Genomic DNA, 19,050 nt, shown 5'->3' on the forward strand with positions numbered 1-19,050 from the left:
TCTTCTCTCGAAAATAGCAAAATATATTCTGCTATAAAAGAATCAGCTAATTACTATTTAAAAAGGAAACAAGATTGCTTAGTCAAACTTGTAAACTGGTGTAAAAGAATAATGTATGGAAGAAATAAATTTGATATTTTAACAAAAAAAATATTGTGGTTTGAATAAAATAGAAAAATCAATTAACTATGGAAAGAACCATTCTTATGTTATCACTTATAAGTAACATCAAAATGTTGTTATTTATATGAAAACAAGATTCTATAAGGATAATGAAGAGTCTAGGAAGCTTCATTTATTTATTTACAAATTCCAAAGGTAGCACAACAAAGGTTAGGACGTGCTTTAATATTTACTACAATGGATATTTACTCCCATGTAATTACAGAGGTAGAGAAAGAAGCAGCGGATAAATAGGATGATGGTATATTTTCAAAGGTGAAATTTGTGAGGATGTAAAATATAAGACCTATTTTCTTTGAAGAATAGAAAAGATAGGTCTTATATTTAGGCTCTAATGAAATCGTCTAATATAAGCAACAGAAATTGAAAATGTTAGCCAACCAATGAGGAGTATAATCTTAAAAAATTCTGATATCATTGGTATGTGAAAATCATGTATAAGTATGATGATTATGACAACAGCTAGAAATGTAATGTTAAAAGCTAATGAGTATGCTCGACCACTTATATATGAAGCTCTTTCATCCATACTGGATTTAAATAATTTAACCCCTATATAAGATTGAATGAAAAAGACGCCTATTACAGATAATATACCACCTATTGTTAAGGCAAGATTTAAGTTAACAGGGATTAAAACAATGGTTATCAATATGGTTAATATGATGTAGATAATATCAAGATTATTTTTCATAATTATTCCTCCTCATATAGAAAAATATGTTCAATCGTAGTATTGAATACTTTTGCAATTTTAAATGCGAGGGTTATAGATGGATTGTAGTGACCCTTTTCTAAGGATATTATAGTTTGTCTTGATACGTTTACTAATTTAGCAAATTCATCTTGTGTTAGATTATGGATATCCCTAAGCTGTTTGATTCTGTTTTTCAATAATAATCACATCCTTTTTTATATAATAAATTTGAATGTAAAATAAACTTTACAATTTTAATATACATCTGATTCCAAATGATGTCAAGCATACTTTACGTAAAATTCACTTTACATATAATAATTATATCTGAGAAAAAAGATAAAAGAACAGATAAGGAAGATAATTAATAAGAATTACAATCTATTTTAGTTTGCTCTAAATGATTCTTGGCAGTTTCTCTTACTACGTTGTCAAATCGTCGTCAAAGGTCGAAACACTAAAATAAAACCTAATTTTTCTTGAAAATTCAAGGAAGATGAGGTTTTTGTATTATAAGAGATGATGACAATATATAGGAGAGTGATAACCGATTTTTTCCTAAAGTATCTGGACACTATCCAAGTATGTAATTGAATTGTAAAAAAAATAGCATAATGTTAGAATAAGATAGTTAGAGGAATTGCAAATAAAACTTATTGTTCAACCAATTATGGAGGCTTTATGAAAAAGGGAAAGATCATAATCTTAATTATACTGCTAATTAGTGGTTTCATTGGTATAAGGAAGTTAGACATAAATTTAAGATACAATATAGGGATGCGTGAATATTATAAATACAATACTCCACTAACCGAAAAAGAAAAAGAGTTGTTAAAGAAAAAACCTTTTATTGTAGGGGTTTATAATGATCCACCTTTGGCATTTATTAATGAATTTAATAACTATAATACTGGAATTATGGTGGATTATTTATCTCAATTAGCAATTGAATTAAGTAGTAATATTCATTTAAGAGTAGGATCAAAGGAGTATTTACTCAATGCAATAAAAAGTGATGAAGTGGACATCATGGTTGTGGAAAATACATACAAGAATAAAAAAGAGTTTGATATAAGTCAGCCATTATGTGTTGTTAAGGGGAAAATACTAGTTAAGAATAACTCAAATATAGAAAATATTAAGGATCTAAAGGATATGACTTTAGTGGCATTGGAGAGAGACAATATAGATGGGCGTATAAATAAATATTTTAAATATAAAAGTAATGTTAAAATCATTGAAGTAGACAATATCTATCAATGCTTTGCTTTAATCAATAAAGATAGTGTAGCTGGATTTGTAGGCGATGATATGGAAGCCGCACATTTTCTTAATGTGACCAATAGAGGCGCAAATTTCAGATTTTTAGAACCGACTCTTTATGAAAAAGAGATGTGCTTGGCTGTTAAAAAAGAAAATAGCTATTTTCTGAATATATTGAACAAAGCTATATTAGAATTAAAGAAAAAAAACTTGATAGCACAGACTCAATATAAATGGCTTGGTAATTTTGATACTGATAGTATTGACTTAAGACATATTGAGTTAGCTTATAAAGTAGTAATTGGCATTCTATTTATTATAGGTATCTTTTCTAGCTGGAATTATGTTATTACCCAAAGAGTTAACACAAAGACTAAGGAACTATCTGAAAGTAAAGAGGAATTACGCCTTATTATTGATACCATGCAAAGCGGTATTATGGTTATAGAAAGGAATTCTATAATTGTGGAATGTAATGATGCAATTACTAGTATAACGAATATGCCTAGAGAATATTTAATAGGAGCTGATTATAACCAACTTAAAGTATTAGAGCCTTTTGTTGACAAAGATCAAATGAATAAGGTATTAAATGTGGGCAATGCATATTATTATGTTACTAGTCAGAAAATTGCGAGCAATAAAAGTATGATTATAATTGAAAATTATACAGAAAAGTATTTGCATGAAAAGAAGGCTAGACAGGAAGCTAAACTGATAGCTGTTGGACAGCTATCGGCTGGATTGGCTCATGAAATAAGAAATCCATTAGGATTAATAAAAAGCTATATTTATATTATTGAAAAGTATTGTGTGAATGAAATGTGTGAGCATGCTATATTGGTTATCAATGACTCGGTAGCAAGAATTAATAAGCTTATTGAGAACTTATTAAGATTTTCAAAGCTTTCGAATGATGAAATTAAATCAGTGAATATTGAAAACTTAGTAAGCTTAATACTAGATTTGGAAAAAAAGAATATTGAACGAAATGAAATCAATATGATCTGCAAGGTCACTGGGAACCATTCAAAGCCAGTTTTAATCAATGAAGATGTGCTAAGAATGGTACTGCTTAATCTAATAAATAATAGTATTCATTCCTTTGAAGGTGTTGAGAGAGAGGAAAAGAAAATTTACTTAACAATGAACATTGAAGAGAACTATTTAAATATAAAGGTTATAGATAATGGGTGTGGTATAGAAAAGGAAAAGCTTGAGAACATATTTGATCCTTTTTATTCTACCAAAGAAAATGGAACAGGCTTAGGTCTTTATATTATCAGTACAGAAATATCCAATAATGATGGAAGGATATCTGTAAAAAGTAATTTTGGAGAAGGTACAGAGTTTGATATAGTTTTACCAATAAAGGGGTAGTGTATATGGTTAAAAAAAAAGGATACAAAATACTAATTGTAGATGATGAAATTGAGTATCAAAAGGTTCTGGCTTTAATACTTTCAGATGTTGGATATGATATAGCTAGCTGTTCCAATGGGCATGAAGCTCTTGAACATATCGAGAAAAATATCGTAAATCTTGTACTTACTGATTTAAAAATGCCTGTTATGGATGGAGTTGAGCTGATTAAGAGAATAAAAGAAACATACGATGAGGTTGAGGTAATTGTTATGACAGCCTTTGGCAGTATTGAAAGTGCAGTTGATTCAATAAAGTATGGTGCACTCGACTATTTTGTTAAGAGTAGTGATATAAAAGAATTGGTTATGAAAGTCGATCGGTTAGCTAAAATATATAGATTAGAGCGGCAAAGTTCTTTTTTACTTAAGAATCAAAATGAAACTGAATCATTTATTGAGTCTAAAAATAAGGAATACTTAAATCTTTTGGAGATGTGTAAAAGAGTTGCAGATACAGGTATTAACATTTTGTTATTAGGAGAATCTGGAGTAGGTAAAGAGGTCATTGCAAACTATATTCACCGATTAAGTAAAAGAAGGCAAGAACCATTTGTTCCTGTAAATTGCCAAGTTTTCCCTGAAGGAGTCATAGAATCTGAGTTGTTTGGTCATGAAAAAGGTTCATTTACAGGAGCTATTGATACTAGAATCGGAAAATTTGAACAAGCCAACTTTGGCACCTTATTCTTAGATGAAATTGGAGATTTGCCCATTGTAACACAAGGAAAATTACTAAGAGTTTTAGAAAGTAGGAAAATAGAAAGACTAGGAAGTAATAAGTCAATTGATTTAGATGTGAGATTTATTTCAGCAACAAATAAAGACCTTTCAAAACAAATCATTGAAGGAGATTTTAGAGAGGATTTGCTATATAGAATTAATACATTGACGCTGAATATACCACCACTGAGAGAAAGAAGAGAAGATTTGCCAGCACTCATTAATTTTTTCATTAAAAAAATTGAAATGGATCAAAAGAAAAAAATCAAGAAAGTTGATGACAAGGTAATGGATTTTTTATTAGGATATGACTATCCAGGAAATATTAGAGAACTTAAAAATATAATTGAAAGGATGATAGCATTAAGTAAAGATGGTGTTATTACAGTCAATGAAATATTAATGCCACTAGGTTGCGTTAATAAAAAAAAGTTGATAAATAATAATTGTGAAAAGACATTAAAGAAGGCTCGTGCTAATTTTGAAAAGATTTTTATATCAGAAGCTCTAAAGAACAATACTGGGAATGTTACCAAAACAGCAGATGAATTAGAAATAAGCACAAGGCAGCTGTGGAATAAAATAAATCAATATAAGATAGAAGTGGGAAAAGTGTGAATAATTTTTCAGTGTTGAGCATGGAAGTGTGAAAAATAATTCACACTTTTTATTTTTATATAAATATTGATCATCCTAAAATAAGCATTACATTGAGGGTGAAGGGCATTCATTGATTTTAGATAATTGGCATGACAGTTGCAATTATAAAATAATGATAACATCATGAATGTTAAAAATTAAAAGAAAGGATTGAAAAAGATGAAAAAAGGAAAAGTGCTAGCTTTTATATTAACATTGGTATTGGCAATGAGTTTGATGGGAGGTTGTGGAAGGAAGGATACTACCACATCAGAGAATGGACCAATTGTTATCAAAATTGGACATACTGACTCTTCTCAAAGATCGACTCACAAATGGAGTGAAGCTTTAGGAGAGTATTTAGAAAAAGAAGCACCAGGAAAGTTTAAAGTAGAGGTTTATTCAGATGGACAATTGGGAGATACACCAGATTTAGTATCAGGGATTAAACTGGGAACCGTTACAATGATGTTTGACTTATCAACACCAATTACATCTGCAGCAGGACCAGCTTCAACTTGTATTGATTTACCTTATTTATATCCTTCATTTGAAGATTGGGAAAAGGGTACTTTTGAAAATGGTGGACTAGAGTTGTTTAATGAAACTTTAAAAGATTCAGGGTACTATTGTATAGATATGTATTATAACGGGATGAGACAAGTGATAAGTAGAGATAAGATTTATAAAACAAAAGCTGATCTTAAAGGACAGAAAGTTCGTATTGCACAAAATGATTTAAATATTGAAATTTGGAAAGCTATGGGGGCTAATCCAACACCTATGGCTTGGGGAGAAGTGGTAACTTCATTATCTCAAGGACAGATCAATGCATTAGATCACTCTTTAGGTGTATTCAATGATTTTAATCTACATGAAATTGCCCCATATGTAACATTAACAAATCATGCTTCCTCTCCATTCCCAATAATCTGTTCAAGAGACTGGATTGAATCTTTAGATCCCGCAGACAGAGAAATATTGGAAGCAGGAGTTAAAGAAGTTGCGAAGAGCCAAAGAGCAGAGGAATTTGCTAAAGAGCAAAGTTATATAAAAAGATTTATAGATGAAGGGGCACAAGTGTATGAATTAACTCCTGATGAAATAAAGGCATTTGAAGAAGCAGTAAAACCAGTATATGACTATCAACGTAAAATTGTTGGAGATGAAATGGTTGATAAATGGTTAAATACACGTCCTTAATTTAAATAAATATAAGAAGTAATATAGCTATATTACTTCTTATATTTATTATACAAAACCCAGGATGATAAGCCTTGATAAGGAGTTATTTTAAGGTGTCATATGGTTTATAAGATAGTATGAAAGGAGGTTAGGTCATTACTCTTTTACTGGGGTAATGGTATAACATGAAAAATAAAGTTTTGAAAGCTTTAGATAAAATTGAAGATACGGTTTTAATAACTATGTTTATGGCAATGGTTGGAGTAATATGTTTTCAAGTCATTATGAGATACGTCTTTAACAATTCACTATCTTGGTCAGAAGAACTAGGCAAATTTTTATTTGTGTGGCTTTCGTGGCTAGGAATAAGTATAGGTCATAGAAGAAAAGAACATATAAAAATTACATTATTGATTGATAAATTACCGTATAAGTTAAATAAATTGGCAGAAGCAATATCAGAACTAATTGTTATTGTTATTTGTGGCATTACAATGTATTACGGATTTACAATGATTAACATACAAATGAATATTCCTTATGCAGGAATTAAAATAAGTACAGCATGGGGATATCTGTCTCTTGTACTTGGATGTGCAATATTTATAATAAGAGCAGCTGTATACCTTTTAGAGGCAGTTAAATGTATTTTAAAGAATGAAGTAATTTCATAAGGAGGAAAGATATAATGGCAGTACCAGTATTATTTATTGCATTATTTGTGATGTTATTGATAGGTGTTCCTGTTGGATTTGCGATAGGTGGAGCCACTATGCTATCAATGTTTGCCTATTCAGACTTGAACATGGCTATCAATGCGCAATATTGCTATAGTGGAATATTCTCATTTACTGTAATGGCAATACCTTTTTTTATGTTGGCTGGACTTATAATGTCAACAGGTGGAATAGCCAAAAGAATTGTTGATTTTGCATCTGCATTAATAAGCTTTGTAAGTGGTGCTATTGGTTGTGTAACAATTATTGCATGTATGTTTTTTGGTGCTTTATCAGGATCTGGAATGGCAACAACATCAGCAATTGGTGGGATGATGATTCCAGAGATGAAAAGAAAGGGTTACGATCCAGCTTATGCAGCTACGATCGTTTGTTTTGGAGGCATTATCGGTCCAATTATTCCTCCAAGTTTATCTTTTGTGTTATATGGAGCTTCAACGGGAGTATCTATTTCACAATTATTTTTGGCAGGAGTATTGCCAGGAGTATTGATGGGTATTTTGTTTTTAGGTGCAAATATTATAACGTGCACTATAAAAGGAGTTGACTTAAAACAAAAGAGAGTTAACGATTCTGATGAGAAAGTGCCTATTGGGGAAGCTATGAAATATAGATTTTCAGAAATTGCTAAAAGTATGAAAGAAGGTTTTTGGGCGTTATTATCTCCAGTTATTATTCTAGGAGGTATTTATTCAGGAGTATTCACTCCTACTGAAGCTGCTTGTATATCTGTTGTATACTCAATTATAATAAGTTTATATGTATATAAAGATTTAACGTGGGCGGGATTAAAAAATGTATTTTTGGATACAGCAGTATTAAATGGAATAACTTCATTTTTATTAGGATATTCTACCGTATTTTCTACATTTATGACATATGAAAGAGTTCCACAGACGATTACAGAATTTTTGACAAGTGTATCGACGAATCCTTTAATTGTATTGTTGTTTGTTAACTTAATATTATTAGTTGTAGGCTTATTCTTAGATACAGTGCCAGCTATTATTGTTATGGCTCCAATGTTAATGCCTACAGTTCAAGTATTAGGCATTAACCCTGTGCACTTTGGAGTATTGATGACTGTAAACTTAGCATTAGGTTTATGTACTCCTCCTTATGGTTGCAACCTGTTTGTAGGGGCAGCTGTTGCTAAAATAAAAATGGAAAGCATGTTTGTACATATTATGCCATTGTTCATAGTGGGATTAATTGGATTAGCCTTAGTAACCTATATACCGTGGTTATCACTTGTATTTATTAATTAGATTAATAATTGGAGTGGGAGTTAACAAATTCCTACTCCTTTTTTGTTTTAGAAATAGCAAAAAGGAGTAGGAATTTGTTATATAATACTCAGAGGAATAAAAGTACATTTATTTAAAGATAAATACAAAAACGAGGGAGTAGAAAACACAATGCAAATTCAAAATCTTGAAAAATAGAAAAGAAATCATTAACCGTCCCCAAATTTCCCAAATTTTCCATATTTTCCATATTGTTACCCATATTGTCTTATTGCCTATACTTAGTTTTTTATAAAATAAGACAAGGATATTGAAGAATTTTGTTGAAATATTCACAGCATATGTTATGTTTATATAAATAAGGAAGAAGAAAGTATCGATTAATATATAAACAACCTTTAGAGTAAAATTATATTTAGATAATGAAATTGCAGATAAAGAAGTAGGAGGTTTTAATTTATGAATGATAAAAAAGTAAGTATTGTTATATCTGGGGACATATGTATAAATTCACTTCAGTGGATTACAGACCCTCAAAATAATGAAGGATTGAATTGGCAAACCCATTTGAATATGCATACTGTTTTAAAACCTGGTGAATCTTTGTTACTATCAAAGCTTGTAGCTTTGGCAACGGATAGTTCTATATGTTCACCGAAGATCAAGTATTTAGAGTCAGATTTACCAAAAGAATTTCTTCGTTCTAATGCAACACTAGATTTATTTCCTGTATCTTCTAATGAAAAAGATAAGAATAAAGTATATCGAGTGAAACATTTTATGGGATTTACAGGACCATCATCTGGTAAGCCAAAGTTACTTCCAATTTATGATGATGATGAAAATGCTGATCTAGTAATTATAGATGATGAAAATAATGGTTTTAATTCTAATGAAGAGTTTTGGCCTTTGGCAATAAAATCATCTAAAAAATCACCTATTGTATTATATAAAATGAATAATCCTATTTCATCTAGTGATCTTTGGAAGCATCTAGAAAAATTTCATATTGAAAATACCATCGTTGTTATAAATGCTGATGATTTACGTTCAAAGGGAGTAAACATTAGCAAAAGTCTTTCTTGGGAAAGAACATCACAGGATTTTGTTTGGCAAATCAACAATAATCCGAATCTTGCCTTCCTTGCAAAATGTCATCATCTTATAGTACCCTTTGGACTTGAAGGTGCTATTTATTATAGGAATGATAGATCAGTAGCTGAATCTAGGTTATATTTTCTTCCCTATGAATTCGAAGGAGGTTTTGTGAAAGATACACAAGGTAAAATGTATGGATTGACCTCTTGCTTTGTTGCTGGACTATCACGCAGTATTGTTTCCTCGAAAAAGCATAATAAAAAGAAGCTCTCTTATTGGCTGAGTAAAGGAATTCGAGAAGGTATTGTTGCTGCACAAAAATATTTCATAGAAGGTTTTGGTAAAAACATTGAAGAATTTACTTTTCCTAATCCTGCAATATTTGTTGAAGATGAGAACGACTTTATATACAAAGAGCATGTGCAGGATGTAAAAATCCCTAATGAATCTGATATAAACGGGTATTCCCGTTGGTATATACTTGAAGACAAAAGTTCCGCAAATTTAGCAGAAATTGCTTATGATATTGTTAAAAATGGAGAAAGAAAAGTACTTAAATCTATTCCAAGTGCACAGTTTGGAAAATTAAAAACGGTAGATCGAACAGAAATTGAAAGTTATAGAAGCATAAAGAATTTGATGCTAGAATATATTTCCACAACCAATGCTGTTCGTCCTTTGTCCATTTCTGTATTTGGAACACCAGGATCTGGAAAGTCCTTTGGGATCATGGAGATAGCTGCTAGTATTGCACCCAATCTTATTAAAGCATTAAATTTTAATTTATCTCAATTTCGTACAACAGCAGATTTAATTAATAGTTTTCATAAAGTAAGGGATCTATCTTTGGAAGGAAAAGTTCCACTAGTATTTTTTGATGAATTTGATTCTACTTTTGAAGGAAATCTTGGATGGTTGAAATATTTCTTAGCACCTATGCAAGATGGTGTATTTAGAGAAGGGGATGCTATTCACCCTATAGGAAAGGCTATTTTTGTATTTGGAGGAGGTACTAGTAGTTCTTTTAAAGAATTCTGTGGAGAAGATATTACCGATGAAATGGAACAAAAACAATTCTTAAAAGCATTCAAAAGTGCAAAAGGACCTGACTTTATTAGTCGTCTGAGAGGATATGTAAATATCTTAGGACCTAATCAAGCAAATGGACAGTTAGACCAATTATTTATCATTCGAAGAGCGATGCTATTACGATCATTGTTGGAGCGTAAAGAACCTCATTTGATAAATGAAAAGGGAGAAGCTCAAATTGATAATGGTGTACTAAGAGCATTGCTTAAAATTCCAAGATACAAGCATGAATCAAGATCTATGGAAGCTATATTAGAGATGAGTATGTTAAATAAAGCAAAGAAATGGGAGCAATCTTATTTACCTTCTAGAGAGCAGTTAAAACTCCATGTAGACGAAGACCAATTTTTACGTCATTTAATGCATGATGCATTTTTTAGTGAAAAAATTGAAAGTCTTGCAAAAGCGATTCATCAAAAATATATTATGTTAAATAAAGATAATAAAAATATTGATGCAGATTTTATAAGTCCTTGGGATGAGCTCAGTGAAGATCTTAAAAGCTCCAATATGGATCATGCAAAACATATTCCTAGAGCGTTACTTAAAATTAATTATGATGTTGTATCTGTTAAAGAAACACCAAAATATATTGACTTTACAGAAGATGAGTTAGAGATTTTAGCAAACTACGAACATACCCGTTGGTGTCTTCATAGAAAAGAAGCAGGTTGGACTCATGGTAGAGTAAAAGATATAGATAGAAAAACGGATCCTGCCCTCGTTCCTTGGGATCTATTACCTGATGATAAAAAAAATAAAGTATACCAAATGGTTAAGATTTGGCCAGAAATATTGTCTAGTGCAAATTTTAAAATAGAACCATTAAAATTTTCATCTGATAATTATTGAATCTAAAAAATCTTTTAGGGCAATTAAAACAGAGGGACAGTGAAGATGTCCCTCTGTTTTATAGTTATACGTTAAATTTACTAATTTGATTTTTTAATTTACTTACAATTTGTACAAGTTCATCTGTATTTTCTGTAATCGTATTGATTTTATCAGACTGTTCCTTGATATCTGATACTGAGTCAACAGTTGATATAGAATAACCGTGTACTATACTCGCTATTTCTTTTGTATTTTTCAAAACAGATTCAGTACTGTTTAATAGTTCATAGAATATATTTTGAGTTTGCTTTGCGTTAAGATCAGATATTTCTACTTTATCAACAACGGTGGATAACGCTTGACTACAATTAGTAATTATATTTCCTTGTTGCTCAACTGCATACATACCGTTATTCATAGTTTTAACGGTACTTTTCGTATCTTTTTGTATATCTTTTACTAAAACAGATATTTCTTCTGTTGCTGTTTTAGATTGTTCTGCAAGCTTTCTAATTTCATCAGCTACAACTGCAAAACCTTGTCCATATTCTCCAGCTCTAGCTGCCTCTATATTAGCATTTAAAGCAAGTAGATTTGTTTGTTCGGATATATCTTTTATGATAGTTATAATATTACCTATTTGCAAAGAACGATCATCTAATTTATGGATTGCTTCAGTAGCAAGTCTTACAGTTTTATTAACAGAATCAAGATGAATAGTAGCTTCTTTCATAGAAGTCATGCTTTTATATACAAGCTCTGTAGATTCTTTTGTATTTATTGTATTTTTTTCAATTTGCTGTGCACCCTGGTTTACTTGTTTTTCGACTTTTTCTAGCATTTCCATAATATTATTTGTATATGTACTTTGTTTTTCAGCTGTGACTGAAATTTCTCCTATTACATTAGAAACTTGATTCATAGAAGTTTTCACTTCCTGAGTGGAGATAAGCAATTGCTGTGAAAAGTTATCAACATGTCCAAAACCACTACTTACATTACCAACTATTGTCCCAAGATTCTCAAGAAATTTATTTACAGAATTACCGAGTTTGCCAATTTCATCTTGATTTTTCATATGAATACGGGTTGTTAAATCTCCACCTTTTTCTGAAAGATTGTTTAACTCAGTTTCTAAAATATTTAATGGCTTTGTTACAATTAGATTTGTAATAGAATAAATAATACATGTTATAATCAACAAAAGCACTAACAAAACAGCTCCAACAATCCAAACTGATTTTAAAGAATGTTTTATAACTTCCATATTCGATTGTACAAAAACTAGATACCATTGGCTAAGGTAGTTTTCATTCTCAAAATCATATTTTTGTATTGTATAAGTTTTATCTTGGCCATCAAAATTTAGTGAAGTGTAGGTTTCATCTCCAATAATTTTATTGAGTAAAGGCTTGTATGTTTTAACAGCATCCTCATTGAGTATATTTTGTTTTTGTGGGTGTGAAATTAAAAATCCATTTTCATCCATCATGAACATATAACCTGTATCCCCGAGTTTAATATTATTTACAAATATGTCTGTAAAATGATTCATAGGAAGTGCCATATGTGCTGTACCAATTAGATTACCTTCATTCATAACAGGAACGGAGATAACAAATACTGGATTGCCATAGATAAGACTTCGATATACATGAGTAACAACATGATCTTTACTCTTATTATAAATATCTTTTGCCATAGGATGATCTGCACTAGATTTTCCCACAGAAGCTCCATTTGATGAATCTACAAAAAAAACACCTCTCTTGATTATATGATCTTCTCCATCAACAGATGTAATATTTAAACTCGTCTCAGGACTAAGATTAGAAGCTAAAGCAATATTTTCATAATATTTGTTTTGATCAGCTATGGATAAAAGAAATTCATTGGCTTTGGTCACTGCTTCTTTATTAGACGGATTTAAGCAGGCCTCTATAGTACGTGGATCTTTTGAAATGATCAATAAAGTAGACATTTGATCATCGATCCATGTCTTTAAAGTTTTATTAGCTTGGTCTAAGATTTTTACATTAAAGTCTTTATTTGATTTTGTTTGGCTAACTTTATTCAAATTAAAAATTCCTGCTCCAAGTGCTACTAATAAAAATAGCAATATGGGCAGTATCCACATGATATATGTATGTGCTATTTTTTTGCGTTTTACATTTTTTGATTTTAAAATACTTTTAAACATATATTCCTCCCATTAATATTAAGCATGGCTTTAAATGATTTCTTTCTTTTGTTGTGCTTTACATAATATTCCTCCATTCTTAATGTAGTTCCTTTGAGTTTACACTATATTTCCTAAAATTTTAATAGTTCAAGTATACCATATTCATACATTAGGTAATTGATCACCTTGAAAAGCAATTAAGGTCTAATTTATAATTTTGATAGATTTGGAACAATAAAAAATTTATTTTTAGAGAAAAAGAACTAGAATGATTTATGAAATACACAAAAGAGAAAAATAATAATAAATAATTGGAATATGAAGAAAAAATGAAAGTAGCAGATGATATTTCAAAGGAATAGGTGTACTATCTCTTTTTATGATATAATGACAAATAAAAGTTAAGGATTTGAATAGCTAGAAATTAAACAATAATATGGCTACATATTGTAATTTATAAAATATGAGGTTGATGAAAATGAAAATATTTCATATAAAATACATTAAAATTATAGGTACATTACTGTGTTTATGCATGTTGATGACTTCATGTAAACTGGTTTTTAATGGTACAAAAGATTCTGAGAGGAATAAAGAGAAGATTGAAAAAGTAGTAATTAGTGACCCAGTAGAAAAGCAAATGTCTGATTTAGAAAAAGCCCATCAAATATTAAATGAAATGAGCCTTGAAGAAAAAGTGGGACAAATGTTTATTGTTCGTTGTCCTCAGGAAAATGCGATACAATCTATTTCAAAGTATCATTTGGGTGGGTATATTCTTTTTGGTCGTGATTTTAAAAATAAAACACAGGAAGAAGTTTCTTTAAACATCCAAAGTTATCAAAATGCTTCAAAAATAGATATGCTGATTGGTGTTGACGAGGAAGGAGGAACAGTAAATCGGGTTAGTGCATATAATCAATTTCGTTCTTCTCGGTTTAAGTCTCCGCAGAATTTATATAAAGAAGGAGGCTGGGCTTTGATTGCAAAAGATACAGAGGAAAAAGTTACTCTTCTTAAATCTCTTGGAATCAATCTCAACATGGCACCTGTAGGTGATGTGTCTACCAATCAAGATGATTATATGTATGCTCGTACATTTGGAAAAGATGCAAAACTTACTTCACAATATGTCCAAAAAGTTGTAGGAGTGATGAATAACAACAAATTAGGGTGTGTTTTAAAGCATTTCCCAGGATATGGAGATAATTTAGATACCCATACAGGGATGGCTTATGATTATCGTAGTTATGAATCCTTTGTCAAAAATGATTTTTTACCATTTATTTCAGGAATCAAAGCAGGAGCAGATGCAATATTGGTATCACACAATATTGTAGATTGCATGGATTCACAATACCCTGCGTCTTTATCTGCAAAGGTACATCAAATATTGAGGAAAGATTTAAGCTTTGATGGTGTTATAATTACGGATGATTTATATATGGATGCTATTCAGAAGTATACAAAAGCAGAGGAAGCAGCAGTAGTTGCAGTATTAGCAGGAAACGATATGATTTGTTGTACAGATTTTGACGTGCAAATTCCTGCTGTTATTGAGGCTGTTAAAAATGAAATAATTTCAGAGGATACTATTGATCAATCTGTTATTAGAATATTGTGTTGGAAATTGATCCTTGACATTATAGAGTAGTAAAAAAGGCAGATTAAGAAGGATTATTAGAAAATAAAAGAGACAATGAATTTGTCCCTTTTGCTAATTTACTTGAATTTTTATTATTTTCGCCATTTTTTTAAATCTTGGAATGCACCAGAGCCACCTCATATTTCTCCATCTTTTTCCTCCAACATCAAAATGGTACCATTCTTTTACAAAATGAAGTCGATTATCAAAGCATTCAATTTCTTTTCCTGACTTAAATCCAGAATAAAATTCAGATTTTGTTTTTAGTTTGTTCACTGACTCATGATGCTTTGATTTTCCTACCGCCAGGGGATCCATTGCTTCAAAAACAATATATGAATTTGTAAAGTGATCTGCTAATTTCTTAAATAAATTTTTTAATTGAGGTATATCAAAATACATAAATATACCTTCTGCGATTATTAACACATTTTCTTTTTTGTCTATTAAATCCATCCATTCATACTCAAATACTGATTTTTCTATAAATTTAAGTCTATCTGTTTCTTTTATGAATTTTCTTCTGATGTTTATTCCTTCAGCTAAATCTATATCATACCAGCGAATATTTTTAAGATCTATTCTAATAGGTCTTGTATCTAGACCAGCACCTATATTGATGATGGTTCCATTAGGGTTTTTTTCTACATATGCTTTAGTCAAATCATCTAGTATTTTAGTTCTTGCTGCAACACCAACTTGTGTTTTATAAAATTTATTATCATCTCCAAATATAGAAAAATCGTAATCAATTTTTTTTACTATCTCTAAAGATTTAAAATCTTTTATAATACTATCTTCTCTTTTGGTTTCCTGTGCTCTAGCCCATACTGGTATAAGCATGGTCTCTGGAACTCCTACTAATTCTTCTTTATATTTTCCCATATTGATTCACCCTTTCTTTATCCCTTAAAACTTTTATTTTTATACTGTTATAAAATTTATTACAAGATATTGAAAATCATTATCATTACATTTTTTAAAAAAATATGTATTTCAAATAAAATACATAATGAAAGCTATAACCTTAATTTTTAATGTTATTTTTTCATAATAAAATTATTTCTGATTGATAAAATTTTGAGTTAAAATAATCTAATGAAATAATATGGATCTAGTAACTCTACTTTTTTTATGATATCATATAATATTTTTTTTTGCACTATAATAAGTTATTGTATTTTACAATAATTAATTAACTGTCCCTACACTTTTACTACACTTTTACACTTTTATAAAAAAAACAAATGTTACAATTGACACATATGAACATAAATAAAGTAGAGAGGGGGGAGCGATTTTGGATAAGTTTTTTGTCACACTATGTGAAAGCTATCATTCAAAAATTTTAAAATATCTATATTATTCTATAGGAGATATAGAGGATGCCAAAGATCTTACTCAAGAAGTATTTGTTATTGTATACAATCGTATAGATGAATTGCAAAATCATGAAAATGTGGGTGGATTTATTTATCAAACAGCAAAATTTGTAGGAGCTAATTTTAAGAGAAAAGCTATTCAAAAGAATTTAAAGGAAACTCCTATAAATATGGAAATAGGAAGCCAAGAGTCGGATTTGTATGAAAAACTCATTATAAATTATGATCGTAAAATTGATGAAAACCAGTATATTGATAATGTATTATCGTTGCTTTCAGAAGATAAGTACAAGCTTTATAAACTTTATTATATTGAAAATAAAAGCTATAAGGATATAGCGAAAATACTAAATGTTAATGAAGTAAGCTTACGTATGAGATATGTAAGACTAAGACGTGAAATAAAAAAATTAACACATCATATAGCGAAAGAAAAATTTGTTACAAACAAATATTGACGACATATATTAAGTGATAGGATATGAGCTCAATCCTAACAAAAAGGAGGATATTAAATGAAAGGCAATTTTAAAAATACTCCACAATTTCAAAGTATACATAGTAAACTTGACGAAGCCATTGATAATATGGATATGGTTGAAATTGAAAGACAACTTGAAAAATTATCTAAACAAAGGCCTCTACCGTATGAAATAGAAGATAGTAAGATGTTTGCCAAAAGAATTATAAAACAAAATAAGAAAGGAAATGGTATTATGAAAAAGGGTATAAGAAAATCAGGAATATTAGCAGCTTGTTTAGTATTAACTATAGGTGTAACAGCAGCTTATGGAACAGATTTATTTAAAAACTTTAAATTTTACAATAAAGATACAACAGTTGAAATAAGAACAAACCAAAATATAAGTGATAAAGAGGCAGAAAGACTTGCAAAGGAAGCTAAAGACAATTATAACTCTCCAGATAAAAAAGGTATAATTACTGAAGCGAAGACAATGACATTCTCTAACATAAAAGAGGTTGAAAAAGCTTTAGGAGTAAAAGTTATTTTACCTTCATATATTCCAGAAGATTTTAAAATGGAAAAAGATATAATGGTTCAGGAGTCTTTTAATAATAATCACAATATCTATATTACTTATAAATCAAAGGATCAAGAGAATAGATTGTTTGGGGTTACAATCATAACACAAGATATGCTAGAAGATAGTACAGTTGTAACAGTAACAGATTCTGTTCATAAAGATGATTATAAGACTCCATCAGGTACTAAATATTCAATATTAGAGGAAGGTGAAGGGATTATAGCAAATACTGATATTGACAATATAAATTATGGTTTAGTTTTTATGGGAGTAGATGAAAAAGAGATGCATAAAGTGATTAATAGTGCTGATTTAAGTGGCTATATTCAATAAGTTATATATGAGACTGCTTCATAATATAAGGCTAATACCTTACATATGAAGTGGTCTTTTTTATGTTCATTGTTTATTGTTATGGTATAATGGAAAAAACTTAAAATACGAGGTTGATAAAAGTGAAAAAATAATAGTTAGTGACCCTGTAAAAGAGGAGATCTCTAATATAGAAAAAGCTCGTGAAATATTAAATGAAATGAGCCTTGAAGAAAAAGTTGGTCAAATGTTTATTGTTCGTTGTCTACAGGAAAATGACGTACAACTTATTTCAAAGTACCATTTAGGTGGGTATATTCTTTTTGGTCGTGATTTTAAGAATAAAACACAAGAAGAAGTTTCTTCTAATATCCAGAGCTATCAAAATGCTTCAAAGATAAATATGTTGATTGGTGTTGACGAGGAAGGTGGAACGGTAAACCGTGTTAGTTTATATGATGAATTTCGCTCTACTCGGTTTAAGTCTCCACAGGATTTATATAAAGCAGGTGGATGGGATTTGATTGCACAAGATACAGAGGAAAAAGCTATCTTGCTTAAGTCTCTTGGAATCAATCTCAATATGGCACCTGTTTGTGATGTGTCCACAAATCCCTCTGACTATATTTATAAACGTACATTAGGAAAAGATGCGAAACTCACCTCGCAATATGTTCAAAAAGTTGTAGGTGTTATGAATGAGAATAAACTGGGTTGTGTTTTAAAGCACTTCCCTGGATACGGGAATAATTCAGATACCCATACAGGAATTGCTTATGATCATCGAAGTTATGAATCTTTTGCAAAAAATGATTTTTTACCATTTATTTCACGAATCGATGGAGGAGCGGGTGCAGTATTGGTATCCCATAACATTGTAGAATGTATGGATTCTAAATATCCTGCATCCTTATCTTTAAAGGTACATCAAATACTAAGAGAAGATTTAAACTTTGATGGGGTTATTATGACAGATGATTTGTATATGGATGCTATTCAACAATATACAAAAGCAAAACAAGCAGCAGTGGTTGCTGTATTATCAGGTAATGATATGATTTGCTGTACGGATTTTGAAATACAAATTCCAGCTGTTATTGAGGCTGTTAAAAATGGAACAATTTCAGAGAGTAAGATTGACGAATCAGTTATTAGAATACTATGTTGGAAATTGAGTCTTGGTATTGTTGAGTAGTATAAAAAGGACCATAAGAGAGTATATGAAAAACAGGGGAAATTATATTCTAGGTTTAAAAACTTAGGGGGTTTATGTAGGATGAATAAAATAGAATGGATTGATATTTATAATTTACAAATGAAACCTTGTATAGGGTATAGTTTATCAATAATATAATTTGTTATCCTTA

Annotated in this window: 14 protein-coding genes; 10 read left to right on the top strand and 4 right to left on the bottom strand. The window is 30.1% G+C overall.

The annotated features are described in order from the left end of the window. Window positions 1–514: 514 nt before the first annotated feature. Both EK368_RS13730 and EK368_RS13735 read right to left on the bottom strand, forming a co-directional pair. Window positions 515–877, bottom strand: a complete 363-nt coding sequence (locus EK368_RS13730; RefSeq protein WP_129600633.1) for a hypothetical protein — start codon at window positions 875–877, stop codon at window positions 515–517. Window positions 878–879: 2 nt separating this feature from the next. Continuing rightward, window positions 880–1,077 carry a helix-turn-helix transcriptional regulator gene (locus tag EK368_RS13735; RefSeq protein WP_129600635.1) on the bottom strand — a complete coding sequence of 66 codons (198 nt, stop codon included), beginning with the start codon at window positions 1,075–1,077 and terminating at the stop codon, window positions 880–882. A 484-nt stretch (window positions 1,078–1,561) separates the two neighbouring features. On the opposite strand from EK368_RS13735, the gene EK368_RS13740 reads away from it, so the two are divergent. The 6 genes from EK368_RS13740 (at window position 1,562) to EK368_RS13765 (ending at window position 11,134) form a co-directional block, all read left to right on the top strand. After that, window positions 1,562–3,523: an ATP-binding protein gene (locus EK368_RS13740; protein WP_129600637.1), complete on the top strand. Its 1,962-nt coding sequence runs from the start codon at window positions 1,562–1,564 to the stop codon at window positions 3,521–3,523. Between the two features lie 5 nt (window positions 3,524–3,528). Continuing rightward, on the top strand, window positions 3,529–4,905 hold the full coding sequence (locus EK368_RS13745) for a sigma-54-dependent transcriptional regulator (RefSeq protein WP_129600639.1): 1,377 nt from the start codon (window positions 3,529–3,531) through the stop codon (window positions 4,903–4,905). Window positions 4,906–5,106: 201 nt separating this feature from the next. Further along, window positions 5,107–6,129, top strand: a complete 1,023-nt coding sequence (locus EK368_RS13750) for a TRAP transporter substrate-binding protein (RefSeq protein WP_202976493.1) — start codon at window positions 5,107–5,109, stop codon at window positions 6,127–6,129. A gap of 167 nt (window positions 6,130–6,296) precedes the next feature. Continuing rightward, a complete protein-coding gene (locus tag EK368_RS13755) occupies window positions 6,297–6,785 on the top strand; it encodes a TRAP transporter small permease (protein ID WP_129600641.1) in 489 nt (162 codons plus the stop codon). Between the two features lie 14 nt (window positions 6,786–6,799). After that, window positions 6,800–8,116, top strand: coding sequence for a TRAP transporter large permease (locus EK368_RS13760; protein ID WP_129600643.1), 1,317 nt, complete (start codon window positions 6,800–6,802; stop codon window positions 8,114–8,116). 438 nt (window positions 8,117–8,554) lie between these two features. After that, on the top strand, window positions 8,555–11,134 hold the full coding sequence (locus EK368_RS13765; RefSeq protein ID WP_129600645.1) for a RyR domain-containing protein: 2,580 nt from the start codon (window positions 8,555–8,557) through the stop codon (window positions 11,132–11,134). 64 nt (window positions 11,135–11,198) lie between these two features. On the opposite strand, the gene EK368_RS13770 is transcribed toward EK368_RS13765, so the two are convergent. Continuing rightward, complete coding sequence (locus EK368_RS13770; protein WP_129600647.1) at window positions 11,199–13,316, bottom strand: methyl-accepting chemotaxis protein; 2,118 nt, start codon at window positions 13,314–13,316, stop codon at window positions 11,199–11,201. A gap of 460 nt (window positions 13,317–13,776) precedes the next feature. Between EK368_RS13770 and EK368_RS13775 the strand changes: the two genes are divergently transcribed. Beyond that, window positions 13,777–14,952: a glycoside hydrolase family 3 N-terminal domain-containing protein gene (locus EK368_RS13775; protein WP_243109431.1), complete on the top strand. Its 1,176-nt coding sequence runs from the start codon at window positions 13,777–13,779 to the stop codon at window positions 14,950–14,952. Between the two features lie 63 nt (window positions 14,953–15,015). On the opposite strand, the gene EK368_RS13780 is transcribed toward EK368_RS13775, so the two are convergent. Continuing rightward, entirely contained in the window at window positions 15,016–15,828 is an 813-nt protein-coding gene (locus EK368_RS13780; RefSeq protein ID WP_129600651.1) for a class I SAM-dependent methyltransferase, read from the bottom strand. 415 nt (window positions 15,829–16,243) lie between these two features. Between EK368_RS13780 and EK368_RS13785 the strand changes: the two genes are divergently transcribed. From EK368_RS13785 to EK368_RS13795, 3 genes are all read left to right on the top strand, one after another. After that, the gene (locus tag EK368_RS13785) at window positions 16,244–16,783 is read left to right on the top strand and encodes an RNA polymerase sigma factor (RefSeq protein WP_165000472.1); all 540 of its coding nucleotides are present in this window, start codon (window positions 16,244–16,246) and stop codon (window positions 16,781–16,783) included. 57 nt (window positions 16,784–16,840) lie between these two features. Continuing rightward, entirely contained in the window at window positions 16,841–17,704 is an 864-nt protein-coding gene (locus EK368_RS13790; protein WP_129600656.1) for a hypothetical protein, read from the top strand. A 76-nt stretch (window positions 17,705–17,780) separates the two neighbouring features. Continuing rightward, a complete protein-coding gene (locus tag EK368_RS13795) occupies window positions 17,781–18,878 on the top strand; it encodes a glycoside hydrolase family 3 protein (RefSeq protein ID WP_243109432.1) in 1,098 nt (365 codons plus the stop codon). Window positions 18,879–19,050: the final 172 nt, after the last annotated feature.

Source organism: Anaerophilus nitritigenes (assembly GCF_004138215.1).
Classification (GTDB): domain Bacteria; phylum Bacillota; class Clostridia; order Peptostreptococcales; family Thermotaleaceae; genus Anaerophilus; species Anaerophilus nitritogenes.

Excerpts from the sequence above, each read along its gene's own strand:
- EK368_RS13745 (WP_129600639.1), top strand. The coding sequence starts at position 3,529 with ATGGTTAAAAAAAAAGGATACAAAATACTAATTGTAGATGATGAAATT.
- EK368_RS13760 (WP_129600643.1), top strand. The coding sequence starts at position 6,800 with ATGGCAGTACCAGTATTATTTATTGCATTATTTGTGATGTTATTGATA.
- EK368_RS13730 (WP_129600633.1), bottom strand. The coding sequence starts at position 877 with ATGAAAAATAATCTTGATATTATCTACATCATATTAACCATATTGATA.
- EK368_RS13775 (WP_243109431.1), top strand. The coding sequence starts at position 13,777 with ATGAAAATATTTCATATAAAATACATTAAAATTATAGGTACATTACTG.
- EK368_RS13790 (WP_129600656.1), top strand. The coding sequence starts at position 16,841 with ATGAAAGGCAATTTTAAAAATACTCCACAATTTCAAAGTATACATAGT.
- EK368_RS13780 (WP_129600651.1), bottom strand. The coding sequence starts at position 15,828 with ATGGGAAAATATAAAGAAGAATTAGTAGGAGTTCCAGAGACCATGCTT.
- EK368_RS13765 (WP_129600645.1), top strand. The coding sequence starts at position 8,555 with ATGAATGATAAAAAAGTAAGTATTGTTATATCTGGGGACATATGTATA.
- EK368_RS13750 (WP_202976493.1), top strand. The coding sequence starts at position 5,107 with ATGAAAAAAGGAAAAGTGCTAGCTTTTATATTAACATTGGTATTGGCA.
- EK368_RS13755 (WP_129600641.1), top strand. The coding sequence starts at position 6,297 with ATGAAAAATAAAGTTTTGAAAGCTTTAGATAAAATTGAAGATACGGTT.
- EK368_RS13740 (WP_129600637.1), top strand. The coding sequence starts at position 1,562 with ATGAAAAAGGGAAAGATCATAATCTTAATTATACTGCTAATTAGTGGT.
- EK368_RS13770 (WP_129600647.1), bottom strand. The coding sequence starts at position 13,316 with ATGTTTAAAAGTATTTTAAAATCAAAAAATGTAAAACGCAAAAAAATA.